At 72.5% G+C, this 18,170-nt stretch carries 18 protein-coding genes; 11 read left to right on the top strand and 7 right to left on the bottom strand.

Annotated elements, in window-relative coordinates:
• Genes rimO through lnt form a run of 4 tightly spaced genes read left to right on the top strand, consistent with a single transcriptional unit; the run spans position 1 to position 5,115 of the window.
• The gene (gene rimO / locus VMF70_01900; GenBank protein HTT66759.1) at positions 1-1,317 is read left to right on the top strand and encodes a 30S ribosomal protein S12 methylthiotransferase RimO; all 1,317 of its coding nucleotides are present in this window, start codon (positions 1-3) and stop codon (positions 1,315-1,317) included.
• Positions 1,314-2,561, top strand: a complete 1,248-nt coding sequence (locus tag VMF70_01895; GenBank protein HTT66758.1) for a SpoIID/LytB domain-containing protein — start codon at positions 1,314-1,316, stop codon at positions 2,559-2,561. The genes rimO and VMF70_01895 overlap by 4 nt, the downstream gene beginning before the upstream one ends.
• Positions 2,561-3,586 carry a Gfo/Idh/MocA family oxidoreductase gene (locus VMF70_01890; GenBank protein ID HTT66757.1) on the top strand — a complete coding sequence of 342 codons (1,026 nt, stop codon included), beginning with the start codon at positions 2,561-2,563 and terminating at the stop codon, positions 3,584-3,586. The genes VMF70_01895 and VMF70_01890 overlap by 1 nt, the downstream gene beginning before the upstream one ends.
• A complete protein-coding gene (gene lnt / locus VMF70_01885) occupies positions 3,583-5,115 on the top strand; it encodes an apolipoprotein N-acyltransferase (protein ID HTT66756.1) in 1,533 nt (510 codons plus the stop codon). Before VMF70_01890 ends, lnt begins: the two co-directional genes overlap by 4 nt.
• Positions 5,116-5,251: 136 nt before the next feature.
• On the opposite strand, the gene VMF70_01880 is transcribed toward lnt, so the two are convergent.
• The 7 genes from VMF70_01880 to VMF70_01850 all read right to left on the bottom strand — a co-directional run bounded on the left by VMF70_01880 (position 5,252) and on the right by VMF70_01850 (position 12,198).
• Positions 5,252-7,198 (bottom strand): HD domain-containing phosphohydrolase, encoded by a 1,947-nt coding sequence (locus VMF70_01880; protein HTT66755.1) that lies wholly within the window; start codon positions 7,196-7,198, stop codon positions 5,252-5,254.
• Entirely contained in the window at positions 7,195-8,217 is a 1,023-nt protein-coding gene (locus VMF70_01875) for an MlaD family protein (protein HTT66754.1), read from the bottom strand. Before VMF70_01875 ends, VMF70_01880 begins: the two co-directional genes overlap by 4 nt.
• Entirely contained in the window at positions 8,208-8,954 is a 747-nt protein-coding gene (locus VMF70_01870) for an ATP-binding cassette domain-containing protein (GenBank protein ID HTT66753.1), read from the bottom strand. Before VMF70_01870 ends, VMF70_01875 begins: the two co-directional genes overlap by 10 nt.
• Complete coding sequence (locus tag VMF70_01865) at positions 8,951-9,733, bottom strand: ABC transporter permease (GenBank protein HTT66752.1); 783 nt, start codon at positions 9,731-9,733, stop codon at positions 8,951-8,953. Before VMF70_01865 ends, VMF70_01870 begins: the two co-directional genes overlap by 4 nt.
• A gap of 12 nt (positions 9,734-9,745) precedes the next feature.
• Positions 9,746-10,498: a CsgG/HfaB family protein gene (locus tag VMF70_01860; GenBank protein ID HTT66751.1), complete on the bottom strand. Its 753-nt coding sequence runs from the start codon at positions 10,496-10,498 to the stop codon at positions 9,746-9,748.
• Positions 10,499-10,551: 53 nt separating this feature from the next.
• A complete protein-coding gene (locus tag VMF70_01855) occupies positions 10,552-11,433 on the bottom strand; it encodes an MBL fold metallo-hydrolase (GenBank protein ID HTT66750.1) in 882 nt (293 codons plus the stop codon).
• 90 nt (positions 11,434-11,523) lie between these two features.
• The gene (locus VMF70_01850; GenBank protein HTT66749.1) at positions 11,524-12,198 is read right to left on the bottom strand and encodes a Crp/Fnr family transcriptional regulator; all 675 of its coding nucleotides are present in this window, start codon (positions 12,196-12,198) and stop codon (positions 11,524-11,526) included.
• Between the two features lie 163 nt (positions 12,199-12,361).
• Between VMF70_01850 and rpmE the strand changes: the two genes are divergently transcribed.
• The 7 genes from rpmE (at position 12,362) to VMF70_01815 (ending at position 18,158) form a co-directional block, all read left to right on the top strand.
• A complete protein-coding gene (rpmE, locus tag VMF70_01845) occupies positions 12,362-12,571 on the top strand; it encodes a 50S ribosomal protein L31 (GenBank protein HTT66748.1) in 210 nt (69 codons plus the stop codon).
• Positions 12,540-13,634 carry a peptide chain release factor 1 gene (gene prfA, locus VMF70_01840; GenBank protein ID HTT66747.1) on the top strand — a complete coding sequence of 365 codons (1,095 nt, stop codon included), beginning with the start codon at positions 12,540-12,542 and terminating at the stop codon, positions 13,632-13,634. Before rpmE ends, prfA begins: the two co-directional genes overlap by 32 nt.
• Complete coding sequence (prmC, locus tag VMF70_01835) at positions 13,624-14,556, top strand: peptide chain release factor N(5)-glutamine methyltransferase (protein ID HTT66746.1); 933 nt, start codon at positions 13,624-13,626, stop codon at positions 14,554-14,556. Before prfA ends, prmC begins: the two co-directional genes overlap by 11 nt.
• Positions 14,543-14,902 carry a YlbF family regulator gene (locus VMF70_01830; protein ID HTT66745.1) on the top strand — a complete coding sequence of 120 codons (360 nt, stop codon included), beginning with the start codon at positions 14,543-14,545 and terminating at the stop codon, positions 14,900-14,902. The genes prmC and VMF70_01830 overlap by 14 nt, the downstream gene beginning before the upstream one ends.
• A 41-nt stretch (positions 14,903-14,943) precedes the next feature.
• Positions 14,944-15,591 (top strand): dTMP kinase, encoded by a 648-nt coding sequence (tmk, locus tag VMF70_01825; protein ID HTT66744.1) that lies wholly within the window; start codon positions 14,944-14,946, stop codon positions 15,589-15,591.
• 18 nt (positions 15,592-15,609) lie between these two features.
• Positions 15,610-17,238 (top strand): S41 family peptidase, encoded by a 1,629-nt coding sequence (locus VMF70_01820; GenBank protein HTT66743.1) that lies wholly within the window; start codon positions 15,610-15,612, stop codon positions 17,236-17,238.
• A 77-nt stretch (positions 17,239-17,315) separates the two neighbouring features.
• On the top strand, positions 17,316-18,158 hold the full coding sequence (locus VMF70_01815; GenBank protein HTT66742.1) for a Rossmann-like and DUF2520 domain-containing protein: 843 nt from the start codon (positions 17,316-17,318) through the stop codon (positions 18,156-18,158).
• Positions 18,159-18,170 lie beyond the last annotated feature (12 nt).

Raw genomic sequence — 18,170 nt, 5'->3', positions numbered from 1 at the left:
TTGAAGCTCGGCGTCATTTCGCTCGGCTGCGACAAGGCGACGGTGGACACGGAGCACCTCGTCGCGGGCTTGGTGGGCCACGGCGCCACGCTCGCGGCGGGCCTCGACGAGGCCGACGTGATCCTGGTCAACACCTGCGGGTTCATCGACGCCGCCAAGCGCGAATCCATCGAGGCGATGGTCCAGGCCGGCCGCTACAAGCAGGACGGCCGCTGCCGCGCCGTGGTGGCCGTGGGCTGCCTGATCGCGCGCTACGGCGACGAGCTGAAGGCCGAGCTGCCCGAGGTGGACTTCTTCTTCGGCTTCAAGGACCTGCCCGATCTGGTGCCGCGCCTGACGCGCGCGGGCCTGCTCGAGGCCGAGGAGACCGCGCACCCCGGCCTGCGCCAGTACCTCGGCACCACGCCCCACGTGCGCTATCTCAAGATCAGCGAGGGCTGCGACCACACCTGCGCGTTCTGCGCCATTCCCCTGATGCGAGGCCTGCACCGCTCCCGCCCCCTGGAGGAGCTGGTGCGCGAGGCGGTGGAGCTGGAGCGCGCCGGCGCCCGGGAGATCAACCTCGTGGCCCAGGACCTCGGCCACTACGGGCGCGACGTCCCCGGTGGCCCCCGGCTCGCCGACCTGCTCGCGGCGCTGCTCCGCGAGACCGGCGTGCCGTGGTACCGGTGCCTCTACGTGTACTCGGCGGGCATCACGCCGCAGCTGGTGGAGCTGATGGCGGCCGAGCGTCGCGTGGCGCCCTACCTCGACATGCCCATCCAGCACGCCACCGAGCGGATGCTCGCGGCGATGCGCCGGCCCGAGCGGCCGGACACGATCAGCGCGAAGGTCCGCTGGCTGCGCGAGGCGGTACCGGACCTGGCGCTCCGGACCACCGTGCTGGTGGGGTTCCCGGGCGAGACGGACGAGGACTTCCGGGCGCTGCTCGATTTCCTCGACGAGCTGCAGTTCGACCGCGTGGGCGCCTTCGCCTATTCCGAGCAGGAGGGCACGCGCGCCGCCGCGCTCCCGGACGACGTGCCGGACGGCGTCAAGCAGGAGCGGCTCGCGGAGGTCCTGGAGCTGCAGCGCGCCATCTCGGCGGAGCGGCTGCAGCGACTGGTGGGGCGCGAGGTCGAGGTGCTGGTGGACGGGCCCGCCCATCCGGAGGACCCCGGCGTGGCCGTCGGCCGGACGGTCTGGCAGGCGGACGACGTCGACGGGTGCACGCACCTGCGGGCGCCGGCCGGCGCGGTGCCGGAGACCGGCCGCTTCGTGCGGGTGCGGATCGCGGAGGCGCTCGACTACGATCTCGTCGGCGAGGTGACGCCGTGAGGCGCCGAGCGCTCGCCGTGGCGGCGGCGCTGCTCGCGACCGGCTGCCCGCGGCCGTCGCCGTTCGGCCCGGTGCAGGGCATGCCGGTCGTGCGGGTGGGGATCGTCGTGGACCAGGCGTCGGGCGAGTTCAGCGCCACCGGCCAGTACCGCGTGCTCGGCGCGGACGGCGCCATCGTCGCCGTCGTGGACGCGGGTACGACCTGGCGGGTGGAGCCGGGCGACGACCCCGGGAGCCTGCGCTTCACGCGTCCCGACCGCCCGGAGCCGCTGCAGCTCGCGGCGCCGGTCACCGTCCATCCGGACCAGCCGACGGACCTGGTGGTGATCGGCGGCCGGCGGTACCGCGGCGAGGCGACGGTGGCCCGGGGCTCGACCGGGATCACCATCGTCAACCGCGTGCCGCTCGAGTGGTACGTGGCGTCGGTGACCACGGCCGAGCTCGGGATGCGCGCGCCCGAGGTGCGGCAGGCCGTGATGGCCCAGACGGTCGCGACCCGGACCTTCGTGCTGCACTTCCGCGGGCGGCGGGAGGCGCTGGGCTTCGACGTGTACCCCACGGTCGCCGACCAGGTGTACCCGGGCGCCGACGCGGAGAAGCCGGAGGTCACGGCCGCGACGCGCGACACCTACGGGCAGGTCCTCCTGTGGAACGGGCAGCCCATCGAGGCGGTGTACCACTCCGCCTGCGGCTGGTCCACGGAGGCCGCCGACCAGGTCTTCCGCAACGGGCCGCCGCTGCCGTACCTTCGCGCCGTGTCGGATCGCTTCGGACCCGGCCCGCGGGACTATTACTGCAGCGCCGCGCCCAGCTTCCGCTGGAACGAGACCTGGGACGGGACGGCGCTCAACGCGGTGCTGGCGCGGACGCTGCCCGCGGCGCTGGGCGCGGCCGCGGCGGGCCTGGGGCGCGTGACCGACCTCTCGATCACGAAGACCACGCCCACCGGGCGGGTGGCGGAGTTGGTGGTGACGACGACGAGCGGCACCTACACCGTGGCGTCGTACCAGGTGCGCGACGTGCTCCGACCGGCGCCGGACCGGCAGCTGTCGTCCACCCTGTTCCAGCTGCACGTCGAGAAGGAGGGCGGCGAGGTGACGAAGGTGGTCGCGGCCGGGGCGGGCGCGGGGCACGGGGTCGGGATGTGCCAGTGGGGGGCGGTGGGCCGCGCGCGGGCGGGGCAGGGGTACGCGCAGATCCTGGCGACCTACTATCCGGGGACCAGACTGGAGCGGCTCTACTGATGGCTGGCGGCGGCGCAGTCTCCAACATCCGGGTCGGCGTGGTCGGCGCCGGCGCGATCGCCCAGGTCGCGCACCTGCCGGTGCTCCGCAAGCTCAAGGGCGTGCAGGTGGTGGGCATCTGCGACAACGACGGCCCCAAGGCGAGGGCGCTGGCGGCACGGTTCGAGACCGGCGCCGCCTACGGCGACATCGAGGAGCTGCTGGAACTGGCAAAGGTGGACGCGGTGGTGATCTGCACGCCGAACCACCTGCACGAGGCCCACGCCGTCGCCGCGCTCGCCGCCGGCGCCCACGTGCTCGTCGAGCGGCCGCTGGCGCTGTCCCCCACCGGCGCGGCCCGCGTGGTCAAGGCTGCGGAGCGCTACCGGCGCACCCTGCTGGTGGCGATGAACAATCGTTTCCGGGCCGACGTGCAGGCGGTGCAGGGCTTCCTCAAGGGCGGGGAGCTGGGCGCGCTGTCGACCATCCGCTGCGGGTGGCACGTCTTCCGCCAGATGCAGCACAGCCTCGGGTGGCGTTCCCGGCGCGCCGAGTCGGGCGGCGGCGTGATGATGGACCTCGGCCTCCCGATGCTGGACCTCGCGCTGTGGCTCGCCGGCAGCCCGGCGGTCGAGCGCGTCTCGGCCTACCTCGACCGCGGGCCGGGCGCCAAGCAGGTGGACGAGCTCGGTGCGGCGCACCTGTTCTGCGAGGGCGGGCTCTCCATCTTCTGCGACGTCTCGTGGCGCCACGTCGGCGAGGGGGAGCGCACCTGGCTGGACGTGCAGGGCACAAAGGGCTCGGCTTCGATCTCGCCGCTGCGGGTGTTCAAGGAGCTGCACGGCGCGCCGGTGGACGTGACGCCCACGGGTGCGGCGGGCCGCGAGAATCCGTTCTCGGCGTCGTACCGCTCGGAGTGGGCGTACTTCCTCGCGGCGATCCGTGGCGAGATCGACGCCGAGGCGCCGGAGGACCAGGTCCAGCTCAGCCGGGTGCTCGAGGCGACCTACAAGTCGGCCGACGAGCAGCGCGACGTCAAGCTGTGAGCCCCCGCCGCTGGCTTCCCGACCGGAGGGACCTGGCGGCGGCCGCGACGACCGCCGTCTTGCTGTTCGTCGCGTACCCGCCGTACAGCCTGGTGCTCCCCGCCTTCGTGGCGCTGGTGCCGCTGCTGTGGCGCCTCGAGGACCGGCTCGATCCGGCCGCGGCCGCCGCCGGCGCCGCCAAGCTGGGGTTCTGGGCCGGCGTGCTGGCGAACGGTCTCGTGCTGTACTGGATGATCGTGGCGCTGTGGCACTTCACCCCCCTGTCCGCGGCGGGCTACCTCGCCACGATCCTGATCCTGGGCGGATGGTGGTCGCTGCTCTGCTGGACCACGGTGTGGGTCCGTCGCCGCACCGGCGTGCCGCTGTGGGCGGTGTTCCCGCTGCTGTGGACCGCGATGGAGTGGTGCATCGGGCACCAGGGTGAAGTCCGCTTCCCGTGGCTCGGCTTGGGCACGTCGCTCTCCTCGGTGCCCGTGCTGGTACAGTGGGCGGACCTCGCCGGCGCGCGCGGCGTGACGCTGTGGCTGGCGTGGGTCAGCGCGGCGGCGGTGGTCGCGCTGCGCCGCCGCACCTGGCGGCCCGCGGCCGTGGCGGGGGCCTCGGTGGTCGTGGCCCTGGGCTACGGCGTCTGGCGGGAGCGCACGACGGTGCTGCGGCCGGTCACGACCGTCGGGGTGATCCAGCCCAACGTCGGCTTCGCCGAGAAGCGCAGCCTCCGCGACCAGGACGTGCTGGTGCAGGACCTGCTGCGGCTGACGGCGAAGGCGGACTCGCTGCCGGGCGTGCGCCTGGTGGCCTGGCCCGAGGCGGCCGCGGAGGGCTGGTTCGTCGAGCACCCGCAGTGGGTGCAGTGGATCGGCGACGCGGCGCGGCGCGCCCGCGTCCCGATCCTGGCCGGAGCGCTCGACGCGCAGTTCTATCCCAACGGCAGCTACGACGCATACAATGCGGCCTTCTTCTTCGACTCGACGGGCTCCGACGCGTCCTGGCCGTCCTACCGCAAGAAGTACCTGGTGCCGATCGTCGAGCGGGTGCCGTTCGTCAATCCACGCTGGTTCGGCAGGCTCAAGTGGTTCGGCGGCTTCGGTCACGGCGACCGGTTCCCCGTGTACCGCTTTGCCGCGGGCGGCTTCGGCGTACTGATCTGCTACGAGTCGGCGTTCGAGGACCTGCCGCGGCTCTACCGGGCGCGCGGCGCCGACTTCCTGGTCAACATCACGAACGACGCGTGGTTCGGCCGCACCGCGGCCCCCTACCAGCACGCGGCGCACCTCGTGATGCGTGCCATCGAGACGCGCATCGGCGTCGCGCGCGCCGCCAACACCGGCATCAGCGAGTTTGTGGACCCGCTGGGGTACACCCACCTGCGCACGCCGCTCGACGCCCGGCGGATCGAGGCCGACACGGTGTGGACGACGTCCGGTCGGACGCTGTATGTGCGCTGGGGGGACTGGGTGGGGGTGCTGGCGCTGGTGGGGACGGGGGCGCTGGTGGTGGGAGGCCTGATGAGGCGTCGAGCGCAGCAGTGAAGGGTGAGAGGTCAGGCGTGAGAGGTGAGACGTTCAGGTGAGACGTGAGAGGCGAAGACGTGAGAGGTGAAAGGCGTGAGAGGTGAGTGCCGACTCACCTCTCACGCGGTTGCTTCTCACTTCGCCTTCTCACCTCTCACCCCTCACTCAGCTTCTCGAACACCTTCCCCTCGATGAACAGCCGGAACAGGTCCGCGTCCAGCATCCCGCCCTTGACCTCGTCGCTCATGATGTCCAACGCGCGCTGGAGCGGCACGGCGCGCTTGTACGGCCTATCCGCGGCGGTCAGCGCGTCGAAGATGTCGCTGATGGTCATCATCCGCGTCTGGATCGGGATCTCCGGGGCCCGCGTCTTCCGGGGGTAGCCCTTCCCGTCCAGCTTCTCGTGGTGGCCGTAGGCGATGAGCGGGATCTGCGACAGCTCCTTGGTCCACGGGATCTGGAGCAGGAAGCGGTAGGTGTGGGTGACGTGGCTCTCGATCTCGAGCCGCTCGGCGTCGTCGAGGCTGCCCTTGCGGATGGTGAGGAAGCGCACCTCGTCGTCGTTGAGGTACGGCTGCGCGGCGCCGTCGATGTCCGTGTAGTTGCGCTGGGCGAGGGCCAGCAGCTCCTCGAAGCTTCCCTCGGGCAGCACGGTGGGCTCGTTGGCCTGCAGCACCGTCTTGAGGAACCGCTCGCTGTCCTCCAGCTCGCGCCGGTGCTCCTCGTCGAGCGAGGCGAGGAATCGCTCGTAGCCCTCCCGCGGGTTGCCCAGCAGCCAGTCGGCCCGGCGGCGATGGTACTCCGCCTCGGCCGTGCGCCGGATGAACGCGTAACGGCTCTTGAGCAGGGCGAGGTCGGGCGGATAGAGCTTCTTGGCCTTGACGAGCACCTGCTCCCGCACGCCCACCTTGCCGAAGTCGTGCAGCAGGCCGGCGTAGCGGATCTCCTTGAGCTGCTCGCGGGAGAACGCCACGGCGCGATACGGACCGTCGCCGGAGCGGTCCACCACCTCGGCGAGCCCGACGGTCATCGTCGCGACGCGTCCCGAGTGGCCGAAGGTGGTCGGGTCGCGCTGCTCGATGGCAGTGACGGCGGCGGTGACGAACCCTTCGAACAGGCGCTCGATGTCCTCGTACAGCAGGCTGTTCTCGATCGACACCGCCGCCTGGCCCGCCAGCGCGTTGACGATCTCGACGGAGCGCCGCGAGAACGGAATGACCTGCGCGTCCACGTCCGCCGGCGTGGCGAGGACCGCGGCCGGGTCGCGCTTGCGGTTGATGAGCTGGAGCGCCCCGATGATCTCGTTCTTGTGGTTCTTCATCGGGACGGTGAGCATGGACTTGGAGCGGTAGCGGTTGCGCTCGTCGAAGCTGCGGTTGATCGAGTACTCGACGTCGGGCGGCAGGAAGTAGGCGTCGTCGATCACCACCGTCTCGCCCGTCGAGCACACGTAGCCGCCCACGCTGGCGTGATTGAGGGGCATCGTGAACTCGACGAACGGCGCCTTGGGCACCGTGTCGTTCTGGGCGAGCTTGAAGCGGACCCTCGGGTTGGGCGTGTCGCGGCCTTCCACCAGGTAGAGCGAGCCGCCGTCGGACTGGGTGATCCGCCGCGCCTGGGTGAGGATCATCTCCAGCAGGACGTCGTAGTTGCGCTCGGTGGTGAGGGCCACGCCGATCTGGGTCAGGTCGGTGATCTCCTTCGAGCGCGCGGCCACCTCGGCCCGGGCGCGCTGGACCTCGGCGCGGGCGGCCGCCTCGCGGAAGCCCGCGCGGATGGCCGCGAGGAGCTGCCGCGCGCCGACCGGTGCGGTGAGGAAGACCGGCGCCAGGTCGGCGCCGGGCAGGTCGGCCGGGAGGTCCGTCTCGCCCGGGGCGCCGAGCGCGATGAGCGCGGCCCCGGCGTCGGCCGCGGCGCGCACGCCGTCGGCGCCCAGCGAGCGCCGCAGCGACTCGTCGAGCAGCAGCACCGTCGGGCGCTCGTCGATCAGGCTGGCGGGCGGCGCGACGACGACCTTGCGCTCGATCGGCTCGGCGTCGAGGGCCGCGCGGGCGGGGCCGCCGTCCCAGGCCGGCCCGTGCAGGAGGACGAGCTTGCTCACGGCCAAGGCGGGGGGCGGGTCGGGTCCGGCGCCGCCGGCGCCCGCGCGCGGTCGGGGGGCGGCGGCGACGCGGCCGGGGAGGCGGAATCGGGCCCCGCCGGGTGCGCGCGCGGGAAGGTCAGGCTGTCGGGGATCTTGACGCCGCTGATGAACCGCAGCGGCCGCCGGCTGAGCTGCTCGAGCACGTAGCCGAGCTGGGCGGAGATGTCGCGGAAGTTGGCGATCATCTGGCGGATGTCCGGGCGGTTCTCCCCGGCCAGGCCCGTCATCTGACGCGTCAGCGAGTCCAGGCTCGCCAGCAGCTGCCGGGACTGCGCCAGGGTCGCGTCCACCTGCTGGAACGTGAGGCCGGTGCGCGTGTTGGTGCTGTCGAGGACCACCTGCAGCCGGTCGAGGTTGGCGTTCACCCCGGCGAGCATGCGCTCGGCGCCCGGCTGCGTGGCGATCAGCAGGCGGCGCGCGGTGCCGGTGGCGAGCCGCAGGCTGTCGGCCAGGACGCGCACCATGTCCATCGTCCCGGTGGCCGAAACCAGCGCGTGCTGGATGGTGCTCTTGAGGTCGCGTGCCAGGTCGCCGAACGCCTCGAGCGGCGAGGTCCCGCGCTGCATGCTGATGGTGTCGCCGGGCGCCAGGGTGCCGCCGCTGTCCCGCCGGACGCTGAGCTCGAGCTGCGAGCCGCCCAGCAGCCCGCTGCTCGCCTCCGCGTAGGTGCCGCGCGGCAGGCGCAGCGGCGTGCCGTCGGGGAACCGGTCCACCAGGCGGAGCCGGACGATGAACTGCAGGCGGCCGGCGCCGCCCAGGGGCAACGGCGCGATGGCCGCGACGCGGCCCACCTCGAGACCCTGCAGGTAGATCTTGGTGTCGGGCGCGATGTCCTGGGCGTTGTCGGTGCGCACGTACACGTCGTAGCGGTCCACGCCCCACCCGCTGGTCGCGATCAGGGCGATGGCCACCAGGGCCACGGTGGCCACCAGGAACACGCCGACGTAGAGGTCGGTCCGCTGGACGTTCACCGCCATCCCGATTCCCTCGTTTGGGCTTCGATCGCCACCCCGTCCACCACCCGCACCGCGTGGGTCACGAGGTCGCGGACCGCGGGCGTCAGATCCCGCGACGTCAGCAGGATGGCCCGCGCGCTGCCGTCGTCGCTGCGGCTCACCCGGTCCAGCAGCTCCTTCGCCGCCCGGCTGGTGAGGCCCACGAACGGGAGCTCCAGCACGACCAGCTTGGGATTCAGTGCCACCGCCCGCGCCATCGCCGCGCGGCGCCGATCCTCCTCGGTGGCCTGGGCGGGCCGCAGGGCCGCGATGGACCGGAGACGGAAGTCGTCCACGAGCTGGGCCACCCGCGCCTCCACCTCGTGCAGGCGGTGGTCGGTGGCGAAGCGCACCGGCAGCGCCACGTTGTCCTTCAGGGTGAGATTCTGCAAGAGGCCGTCGCCCTGCGGCAGGTACCCCAGGTGGCGGCGGAAGCCGAGCAGGTCGTAGTAGGGCAGCAGCGCGATCGGCACGCCGAACACCTCGACCGCGCCGGCCAGCGGCGCCGTGAGCCCCAGCGCGAGGGGTCCCAGCGCCTCGATCCCGCTTTCCTCGTCGCCGATGGCGGCCACCACCGCGCCGGGCTCCACGACCACGCTGAAGCGGCCGGCCTTGTCCGCGCGGCCGAGCAGGTCCACCTCGCGGAAGGCCAGCGGGGGCGCCCCGGGGAGCTCCGCCACGCCCGGCCCCAGCACGACCGACGTGCGCCGCTCGGTCACGTCGCCACCGCCACGAACAGCGCGGAGAGCACGAAGATGGCGACGATGGTCGCCACCACGCCGCGGGTCACCGCCTGCGGGATCTCGGTCGGGCCGGCCTTCACCGCCAGGCCGTGGTAGCTGCAGAACAGGGCCACCGCCGCCCCGAAGAACACGCCCTTCGCGAGGGTGAGCCAGACGTCCTTGGCGGAGAGCGTGCGGAGGACGATCGCGGTGTAGCGGCTCAGGGCCATCCCGTTGGTCGTAGCGGCCACGTAGCCCGAGAGCAGCGCCACGGCGTCGAACACGACCATCAGCGTCGCCACCGAGACGATCGCACCCAGCATCCGCGGCAGCACCAGGTAGATGTACGGGTCGATGCCCATCGCTTCGAGCGCCGTGACCTCGCCCATCACGCGGTTGGTCGCCATCTCGGCCGCGATGGCGGTGCCGGAGCGGCTCACCACGATCAGCGCGGTCAGCAGCGGCCCGAGCTCGCGGATCACCGCCACCACCATGATGGTGCCCAGATTGTCCACGGCGCCGAAGCGGCCGAGTTGGCGGATGCTCTGCGAGATGACCAGGAAGGCGAGGATCGCGGCCAGGAACGCCACCAGGCCGATGGCCTGGAGGGCGGTGAACCGGATCTGGTTGATCAGCACGCGCAGCATCACCCAGCGGCCGGCTCGCGTCAGCCGCGACGCTGCGCGCACGGCGCGCATGATGAAGCGCGCCAGCCCACCGAGAACGGAGAGCTGGCGCGCTCCAGACCGCCCGACTGCCGCGACGGCTGCCGTCACGGCATCAGCATATCACGAGCAGGCGCCCGCCTGCAAGCGGTTGCAGTCGTTCTTGGCCTGGGTGTAGCCCGGGAACGCCGCGATGGCCCGGCGATACTGCTCCACCGCGTGGTCCTTGTCGCCGCGGTCGGCGTACAGCACCGCGCGCGAATACGCCATCACCGCCTGCGTGGGCGGCGCCGGGTTCTGCTGCCGGAACTCCTCCATCGCGTGCCGCTCGAGCGGGGGGAGGTTGGCGTCGTGCATCAGCTGCTGCGCGAGGCGAGGCACCATGTCGTACAGGTCCGCCAGGTGGCCGCGCACGCTCGAAGTCTTGAGGATCTGGCTCGTCTCGGTGTCGAAGATGCGCGCGTCGATGCGCATGTCGCCCTTGTTGTCGAACAGAACGCCGGTCACCATATAGTGGGCGCCGATCAGCTTCCCGATCCGCACCAGCGAGGCGTCGTCCACCCGCCCCTCGTGGCCGAGGTTCTGCTCCTGCAGGATCTGCTGGAGCTGGGACCGCTCGACCACCCGGATGCCGGGATTGGCCGTCAGCTCGGAGATGGTGAGCGAGGCGAGCCCGCGCCGCAGCGCGTCGTACGCGTCGTGGTCCTGTCCCAGCACCAGGCCGAGGTCGAAATCGAGCACCGCGATCCCGGGCCGGGTATCCTGCTGGGGGGCGGCGGCCGGCGTCGCGGCCGCCTGCTGCGCCTGGGCGCGCCCCGCGCCGAACGCCAGCGCGGCGAACGCCAGGGCCATGGTACCGGATGCCAACCGCTTCATGCTGCGACCTCCGTGGACAGGGTTCGGCTGCTTCGTGACTGCCTGGTGAATGCCTAGAGCGTGATCTTCAGCCCCTCGGCGGCCGCCACGATCTCCGTGCGCCCGCCGTGCTTGGCCGCGATCGCCTGCGCCTTCTCCGCGATCACGTCCGTCGCGTCGTCCGTGTGCTCCGGGTCGTGGTGGAACAGCGCCAGGCGCCGGACCCCCGCTTCCCGTGCCAGCTCCACGGCCTCCACGTACGACGAATGGCCCCAGCCCGCGTGCGTCCGGCACTCCTCGGGCGTGTACGTCGCGTCGTGAATCAGCAGGTCCGCGCCGCCGATGAACTGCACGAACCGCTCGCGCCACTTCGGGCCCACCTCGTAGTGGCCGGCCGGCCCGAGCTCGTCGTCGGTCACGTAGGCGATGGACCGCCCGCCCGGCGTCTCGAGCCGGTAGCCCAGCGTGTTGGCCGGGTGGCGGACCCGCATCGACGTGATCCGGCAGCCCTCGGTCTCGATGGGCTCCGAGTTCACGTGCTTCACCTCGAGCGTCGCCGCCAGCGCGTCGAGCGGGACGGGAAAGACCACCGGCTGCATCAGCTGCCGCAGGATCTCCTCCATCCCCACGTCGCCCTGTTTGGGACCCCACACCGTCAGCACGTTGCCCTGCCGGAAGAACGGGGCGAAGTAGGGCAACCCCTGGATGTGGTCCCAGTGCGCGTGCGACAGCACGATGTGCGCGCGGATGCCGTCCGGCGCCTGCTCGGCGGCGAGCTGCTTGCCGAGTCCGCGGATCCCGGTCCCGGCGTCGAACACCACCAGGTGCCCGCGGCCGTCGTGCCCGCGCCCGTCCCGGACCTCGACGCACGCCGTGTTGCCGCCGTAGCGCGCCGTGTGCGCGCCGGGCGAGGGGATCGTGCCTCGGGTACCCCAGAACGTGACTGAGGTGCTCATCGCCGGAGCGCCGTTTCGCGCAAGCCGAACGCTACCGGCACGGGGGGGGCAATCTCAAGGAATCGGGTCACCCGGTCGATGTGACGGCCCTCACGTCCGGGCACCGGCGAGCGCCGCCAGGCCCTCGCGGTCCCTGATGGAGATCTCGCGGCGCGTGGTCTCGATGAGGCCGCGCTCGACCAGCTCGCGCATCGCGCGGGAGACGGTCTCCCGCGAGGAGCCGATCATCTGCGCGATCGTGTGGTGCGTCAGGCGGCGCGTGATCCGCGGGCCGCCGCCCTCGTCGGCGAGGTCCAGGAGCAGCTGCGCCACGCGCCCGTTGACGTCGAGCAGCACCAGCCCGCCGATCTTGGCGTCGGCCCGGCGGAGCCGCTGCACCAGCACGCGCAGGAGCTTCAGCGCGATCTTGGGGTTGGCGGCCACCTGGGACTGGAAGTCCTCCCGGCGCAGGACCAGCAGGCTGGAGTCCTTCATCGCGATCACGTGCGCGCTGCGCGGCTCGTCGTCGATCAGCGCCATCTCGCCGAAGAAGTCGCCGTCGCCCAGGACCGAGAGGATCACCTCCCGCCCGTCCTCGCCGATCAGCACCACCTTCACCTGGCCCGCCGAGACGACGTACAAGGCGTCGCCGGGATCGTCCTCGAACAGGATCACGCTGTTCTTGGGGTACTCGCGCTCGCGCATGACCTCGGCGAAGCCGGCGAGGTCGGCCTCGGCGAGGTCACCGAACAGGGGCACCTTCTTCAGGACGTCGGTCGCGGACATGGGTACCTGGTGGAGGCAGGGGCTAACTCCACGAGTGCGCCTAGTTTACCGTGGCCCCCCCCGGGTGTCAAATGTTGCGCGGCCCGGCGGCTTGTTGGCAAGTCGCGTCCCCGGTTATATTTAGCGGCTCTGAGCTCAACCTCGTACGCGGGGATTCGACACCGTGAAGGCTGGCATTCATCCCGACTATCACACCGTCACCGTGGTCTGCGCGTGTGGCAACACGTGGAAGACCCGTTCCACGGCGAAGGCGATCCACCTCGAGATCTGCGCGAAGTGCCACCCCTTCTTCACCGGAAAGCAGAAGCTGGTGGACACGGCGGGCCGCGTCGAGCGGTTCCGTGCCAAGTACAGGAACCCGTCCGAAGGCTGACCTCGCGAGCCGTGTCAGGGCGGCGCTCGAGCGCGCGGAGCAGGTAGCCGCCGAGCGGTCCAGCGCCCTGACGGCCCGGGATCCCGCCAAGCTCAAAGCCCTGGGCAAGGAGCACGCCCGCCTCGAGCCGATCGTGCGCTCGGGCCGGCGGTACCTGAAGCTGTCCGCCGACCTGGCGGCGGCGCACGAGCTGGCCGCGGGCGACGACGGCGAGATGGCCGCGCTGGCGCGGTCGGAGGTGGCCGAGCTGGAGCCCCAGGTCGCGACGCTCGAGAGCGAGCTGGCCGAGCTGCTGACCCCCCGCGACCCGCTGGACGAGCGCGACGCGATCGTCGAGATCCGGGCGGGCACCGGCGGCGACGAGGCCGCGCTGTTCGCCGCCGACCTGCTGCGGATGTACACGCGCTACGCCGAGCGCCGGGGCTGGAAGGTGGAGCCCATCTCGATCTCCGAGGGGAACCTCGGCGGCATCCGGGAGGCCATCCTGGCGGTGCGCGGCAGCGCCTACGGCGACCTCCGGAGCGAGTCGGGGGTCCACCGCGTGCAGCGCGTGCCGGTCACCGAGGCCCAGGGGCGGATCCACACGTCCGCCGCCACGGTGGCGGTGCTGCCGGAGGCGGAAGAGATCGACGTCAAGCTCGAGGACAAGGACCTGCGGATCGACGTATTCCGGTCGGGCGGCCCGGGCGGCCAGAGCGTCAACACCACCGACAGCGCGGTCCGGGTGACCCACCTGCCGACCGGCATCGAAGTGAAGTGCCAGGACCAGAAGTCGCAGCTCCAGAACAAGGTCAAGGCGCTGGAGGTGCTCCGCTCGCGGCTGCTGGACCGGATGCTCGCCGAGCAGGAGGCGGCGCGCTCGCGCGAGCGGCGCGCCATGGTCGGCACGGGCGATCGCTCGGCGAAGATCCGCACCTACAACTTCCCGCAGAGCCGGGTCACCGACCACCGCATCGGGCTGACGATGCACAACCTCCAGGGGGTGCTGGACGGGGAGCTGGGGGAGATGGTGAAGGCGCTGAGGCTGCAACGGCAGGAAGAAAGAATCGAAGGTGAGAGGTGAGAACGTGAGAACGGAGACCTCTCACGGCGCACCTCCCACGTCTCACGCTCGGACAGTCGGCCTCGCGCTCCTGGACGCGCGGCGGACACTCGAGGCCGCCGGGGTACCCGATGCCGCCCGCGAGTCGTCCGAGCTGTACGCCGCCCTCGTGCGCCGCCCGAGCAGCGCCGCGTGGCTGGATCGCGAGCAGCCGTGCCCGGAGGCCCTGGGCTGCGAACTCGAAGAGGCGGTGCGCCGGCGCGCGATGGGCTGGCCGCAGGCGTACGCCGCGGGCCGCACGAACTTCCGGGGCCTGTGGCTCGCCGTGGATCGCCGGGTGCTCATTCCGCGCCCCGAGACCGAAGGGCTGGTCGACATCGTCCTGGCCTGGATGCGCGGGAGCGCGCGGCCGGCGTCGCGGATGGTGGTGGCCGACGTGGGCACCGGCTCCGGCGCGATCGCGATCGCGCTGGCCCTCGAGTCGGACGCGGAGCGGATCGTGGCCGTCGACCGCTCGGCCGGCGCGCTCGAGGTGGCGCGGGCCAACGTGGCCGAGCACGAGGCGGCCGGGCGCGTCCGGCTCGGGCGCGGCCACCTCGCCGCCCCGCTCGGCGGCGAGCGCGTGGACGTGCTGGTCAGCAATCCGCCCTACGTGGCCACGGCGGACTGGGAGCGCCTCGAGCCCGGCGTGCGGGAGTTCGAGCCGCGCGAGGCGCTGGACGGCGGACCGGACGGGCTGGGACCCACGCGCGAGCTGGTGCATGCGGCGCGCGAGACGCTGGCGCCCGGCGGGCTCCTGGCGCTGGAAGTGGATGCGCCGCGCTCCGGCCGGGTCCTCGACCTGGCCGCGGAGGCGGGCTTGGTCGAGTGCGCCGTGGACGATGACCTCTTCGGACGCCCGCGGTACCTGCGGGCCAGGAGACCGGCTGATGGAAGCGATTGAGCAGCACGCCGAGGAGCTGGGGCGTCTGGTCGGACAGTCGGAGGCGTACCTCGCGTGGCGGCGAGCCGAGGAGCGGCTCACGGCGGACGACGAGCTGCGGCAGTCGCTCGACCGGCTGGCGCAGCTCCAGATGGCGGCGGCGGAGCGCGCCGAGAAGGGCGAGGAAACGCCGCCCGAGCAGCAGTCGGAACTCGACGGGTTGTGGAGCCGCGTGCAGGTGAGCCCGCTGTACCAGGCCTACATCGCGGCCCGGACGAACTTCGACAAGCTGATGTACAAGGTGAACGAGACGATCCTCCAGGGCATGAAGAAGGGGTCGGAGAGCCGGATCATCACGCTGGGATGAAGCGCGAGAGGTGAGGCGTGAGACGTGAGGCGTGAGAGGCGGTGGTGACAGGCGTCTTCCTCAGTTTCGAGGGCGTCGAGGGCTCCGGGAAGACCACCCAGGTCGCCCGGCTGGCCGAGCGATTGAAGGGGCTGGGGCGCGAGGTGCTGGTGGTGCGCGAGCCCGGTGGCACGCGGCTCGCCGAGGAGGCGAGGCGGCTGGTGCTGGACCCCGCGCAGCGGCCCGGACCCGCGGCGGAGTTGTTTCTGTACCTGGTGGCGCGGGCCGACCTGGTGGCGCGGACCGTCCGGCCCGCACTCGAGCGCGGGGTCACCGTCATCGCCGACCGGTTCGACCTCTCGACCCGCGCCTACCAGATCGCCGGCCGGGGCTTGCCGGGCCCGGCCGTGCTCGAGGCCAACGCCCTGGCCACCGGGGGCTTGGCGCCGGACGTCGTGCTGGTGCTCGATCTCCCGCCCGCCGCGGGGCGGGCCCGCCAGGAGGCCGAGGGGAAGCCGCGCGACCGGATGGAGCGGGAGGACGAGGATTTCCACCGGCGGGTGGCCGAGGCCTTTCGCGAAGCGCGGGGCCCGGCCATCGTTCACCTTCGGGCGGACCGGTCGCCCGAGGCGGTGCACGCGGAGGCGTGGGACACCCTCGCCCGGCGGTTCCCGCAGATCTTCCCGCCGGTCGTGGGGTATCGGGCCTAAGCCTTCGAGGAAGGAACCATGACACGTCAGCGCATCATCCTGGTCACCAGCGTCGTCGCGGTCGCCGCCTTCCTGTCGGGCGGCTGGTTCATGCAGCAGGGCAGCCGCGGCGACGCGAACGTGTACCAGCGGGCCCGGCTGTTCGACGACGTGCTGTCCCACGTGGCGGACTACTACGTGGACACCCTGAACGAGGGGCAGCTGTACAACATGGCCATCACCGGCATGGTCAAGGAGCTGCACGACCCGTATTCGGTCTTCCTCACCGGCCGCGACCTGACGGGCCTGAACGAGGTCACCACCGGGAACTACGGCGGCCTCGGGATCCAGATCGAGGTGCGCGACAACGCGATCGTGGTGGTGGCGCCGCTGCCGGAGTCGCCGGCCGAGCGCGCGGGCATCCAGACCGGCGACCGGATCATCGAGGTGAACGGGCAGAGCACCGCCCAGTGGAACCAGGAGCAGGCGGTGCGCAACCTGCGGGGGCCGGAGAACACGAACGTCGCGCTGAAGATCCAGCGCCCGGGCGTGACCGATCTGCTCGGGTTCAACCTGGTCCGGGCCCGGATCCACGCCCGCTCGGTGCGGACGGCGATGATGGTCAACGACCACGTCGGCTACGTGGAGCTGAACCCCTTCAGCGAGGAGTCGGCGGACGAGCTGACGGCGGCCATCGACAGTCTCAAGGGTGCGGGTCTGCGCTCGCTGATCCTCGACCTCCGGGGGAACCCGGGCGGGCTGCTCGACGAGGGCATCGCCGTCTCGGAGCTGTTCCTCGATCCCGGCCAGGAGGTGGTGGCGACCCGGGGCCGCGCGCCCGGCTCGAATCGCCAGTACACCGACCAGGAGACGCAGCGCTACCCCGACCTGCCCATCGTGGTGCTGGTGAACGCCGGCACGGCATCGGCGTCGGAGATCGTCGCGGGGGCGCTGCAGGACCACGACCGGGCCCTGGTGATCGGCCAGCCGACGTTCGGCAAGGGCCTGGTGCAGACGCTGTTCAAGCTGTCGGGCGACGCCGCCCTTAAGATCACCACGGCGCGCTGGTACACGCCGAGCGGCCGCAGCATCCAGCGTCGCGCGCACAGCGAGGAGGAGCAGGAGGCGCTGACCGACAGTGCGGCCCTGCGGCCGGACACCGGCGCGCCGGCGGGCCCGACGTACCACACCGACCACGGCCGGGTGGTGGCGGGCGGCGGGGGCATCGTGCCCGACGTGGCCGTGCGTCCCGACTCCACCGACCAGGTGGCGGCGCGCGTGCTGAACACCGCCCTCGGCAAGAACGTTCCCGCGTTCAACGACGCGCTCGCGGCCTATGCGCTCGACGTCAGGGCCCGGCACGCGGTGAGCGCCCCCACCTTCGCGGTCTCGCCCGAGATGCGCGCCGCGTTCCTCGCGTCGCTGGCGCGGCGGGGCGTGACGCTCGACGCCAGGACGGTGACGCAGGCGCAGCACTTCATCGACGAGGACATCGGCTACGAGGTGGCGCAGTTCAGCTTCGGGCGCTCCGGCAGCGTGCGCCGGCTGTTCGACGAGGACCCGGTGCTGATGGAGGCGGTGCGGTACGCCACGCAGGCGAGGACGCCCGCCGAGCTGCTGGGCCTCGCGCAGCCGGGCAAGGCCGGCGCCGCGGCGCAGCACCCCTAGTGCCGCGCCGTCGCCGCGCCGGCGGAAAGCCTCCGGGCCGGTCTCACCGCGAGACGGGCCCGGTCGCGTTTCCGGCCGTGCCCCCGGTGGGCATCGTCGGGCCGGGTCGCGCGGGCCTCGGGCTCGCGGTGGCGCTCCGGCGCGCGCGCGTCAAGGTCTGCGGCGTGCACGGGCGGAGGGCCAGGCCCGCGCCGCCCGGCCTGAAGCTCACCGCGGGCGGAACGCCGCCGTGGCTGGGCGCGGCCGGCGTGGTGGTGCTGGCGGTGCCCGACGACGCGCTGCCGGCGTGCGTCGCCGAGCTGGCCCGCGGCGCGGCGCTCGCCCCCGGCGCCGTCGTGCTGCACCTGTCGGGTGCGCTCACCAGCGAGGTGCTCGCGCCGCTGGCCGCGCTCGGGGCCGCCACCGGCTCCATGCATCCGCTCGTGGCCTTCGGCCCGGAGCCGGCCCGGGTCGCGCGGCAGCTGCGGGGTGCGGCCTTCGCGCTCGAAGGCGATGTGGCGGCGGTGGGCGTCGCCGACGCGATGGTCCGCCGGCTGGGCGGTCTGCCCCTAACCGTCGCGCCGGAGCTGAAGCCCCTCTACCACGCCGGCGCCGTCTTCGCGTCCAGCTACCTGGTCGGCCTGGTGGCCGCGGCGGCGCGCCTGCTCGAGCGCGCGGGCATCGCCGGCCAGGATGCGCTCGCGGCGCTGGTGCCGCTGGTGCGCGCCACGGTCGCCAACCTCGAGGCCGCCGGCCCCGCCGCGGCGCTGACGGGCCCCATCGCGCGCGGCGACGCCGCCACGGTCCGCCGGCACCTGATGGCGCTGGGGCAGGCCGACGCGGCCCTGTACAGGGCCCTGGGCGTTGAGACGCTGAAGCTCGCGCGGCGGGCCGGGCTGGAGGCGGGGAAGGCGGAGCGGATCGAGGCGCTCCTCAGGTAGACGCCCCGACAC

Source organism: Gemmatimonadales bacterium (assembly GCA_035502185.1).
Lineage (GTDB): Bacteria > Gemmatimonadota > Gemmatimonadetes > Gemmatimonadales > JACORV01 > Fen-1245.
This window is presented reverse-complemented; position numbering and strand designations above follow the sequence as displayed.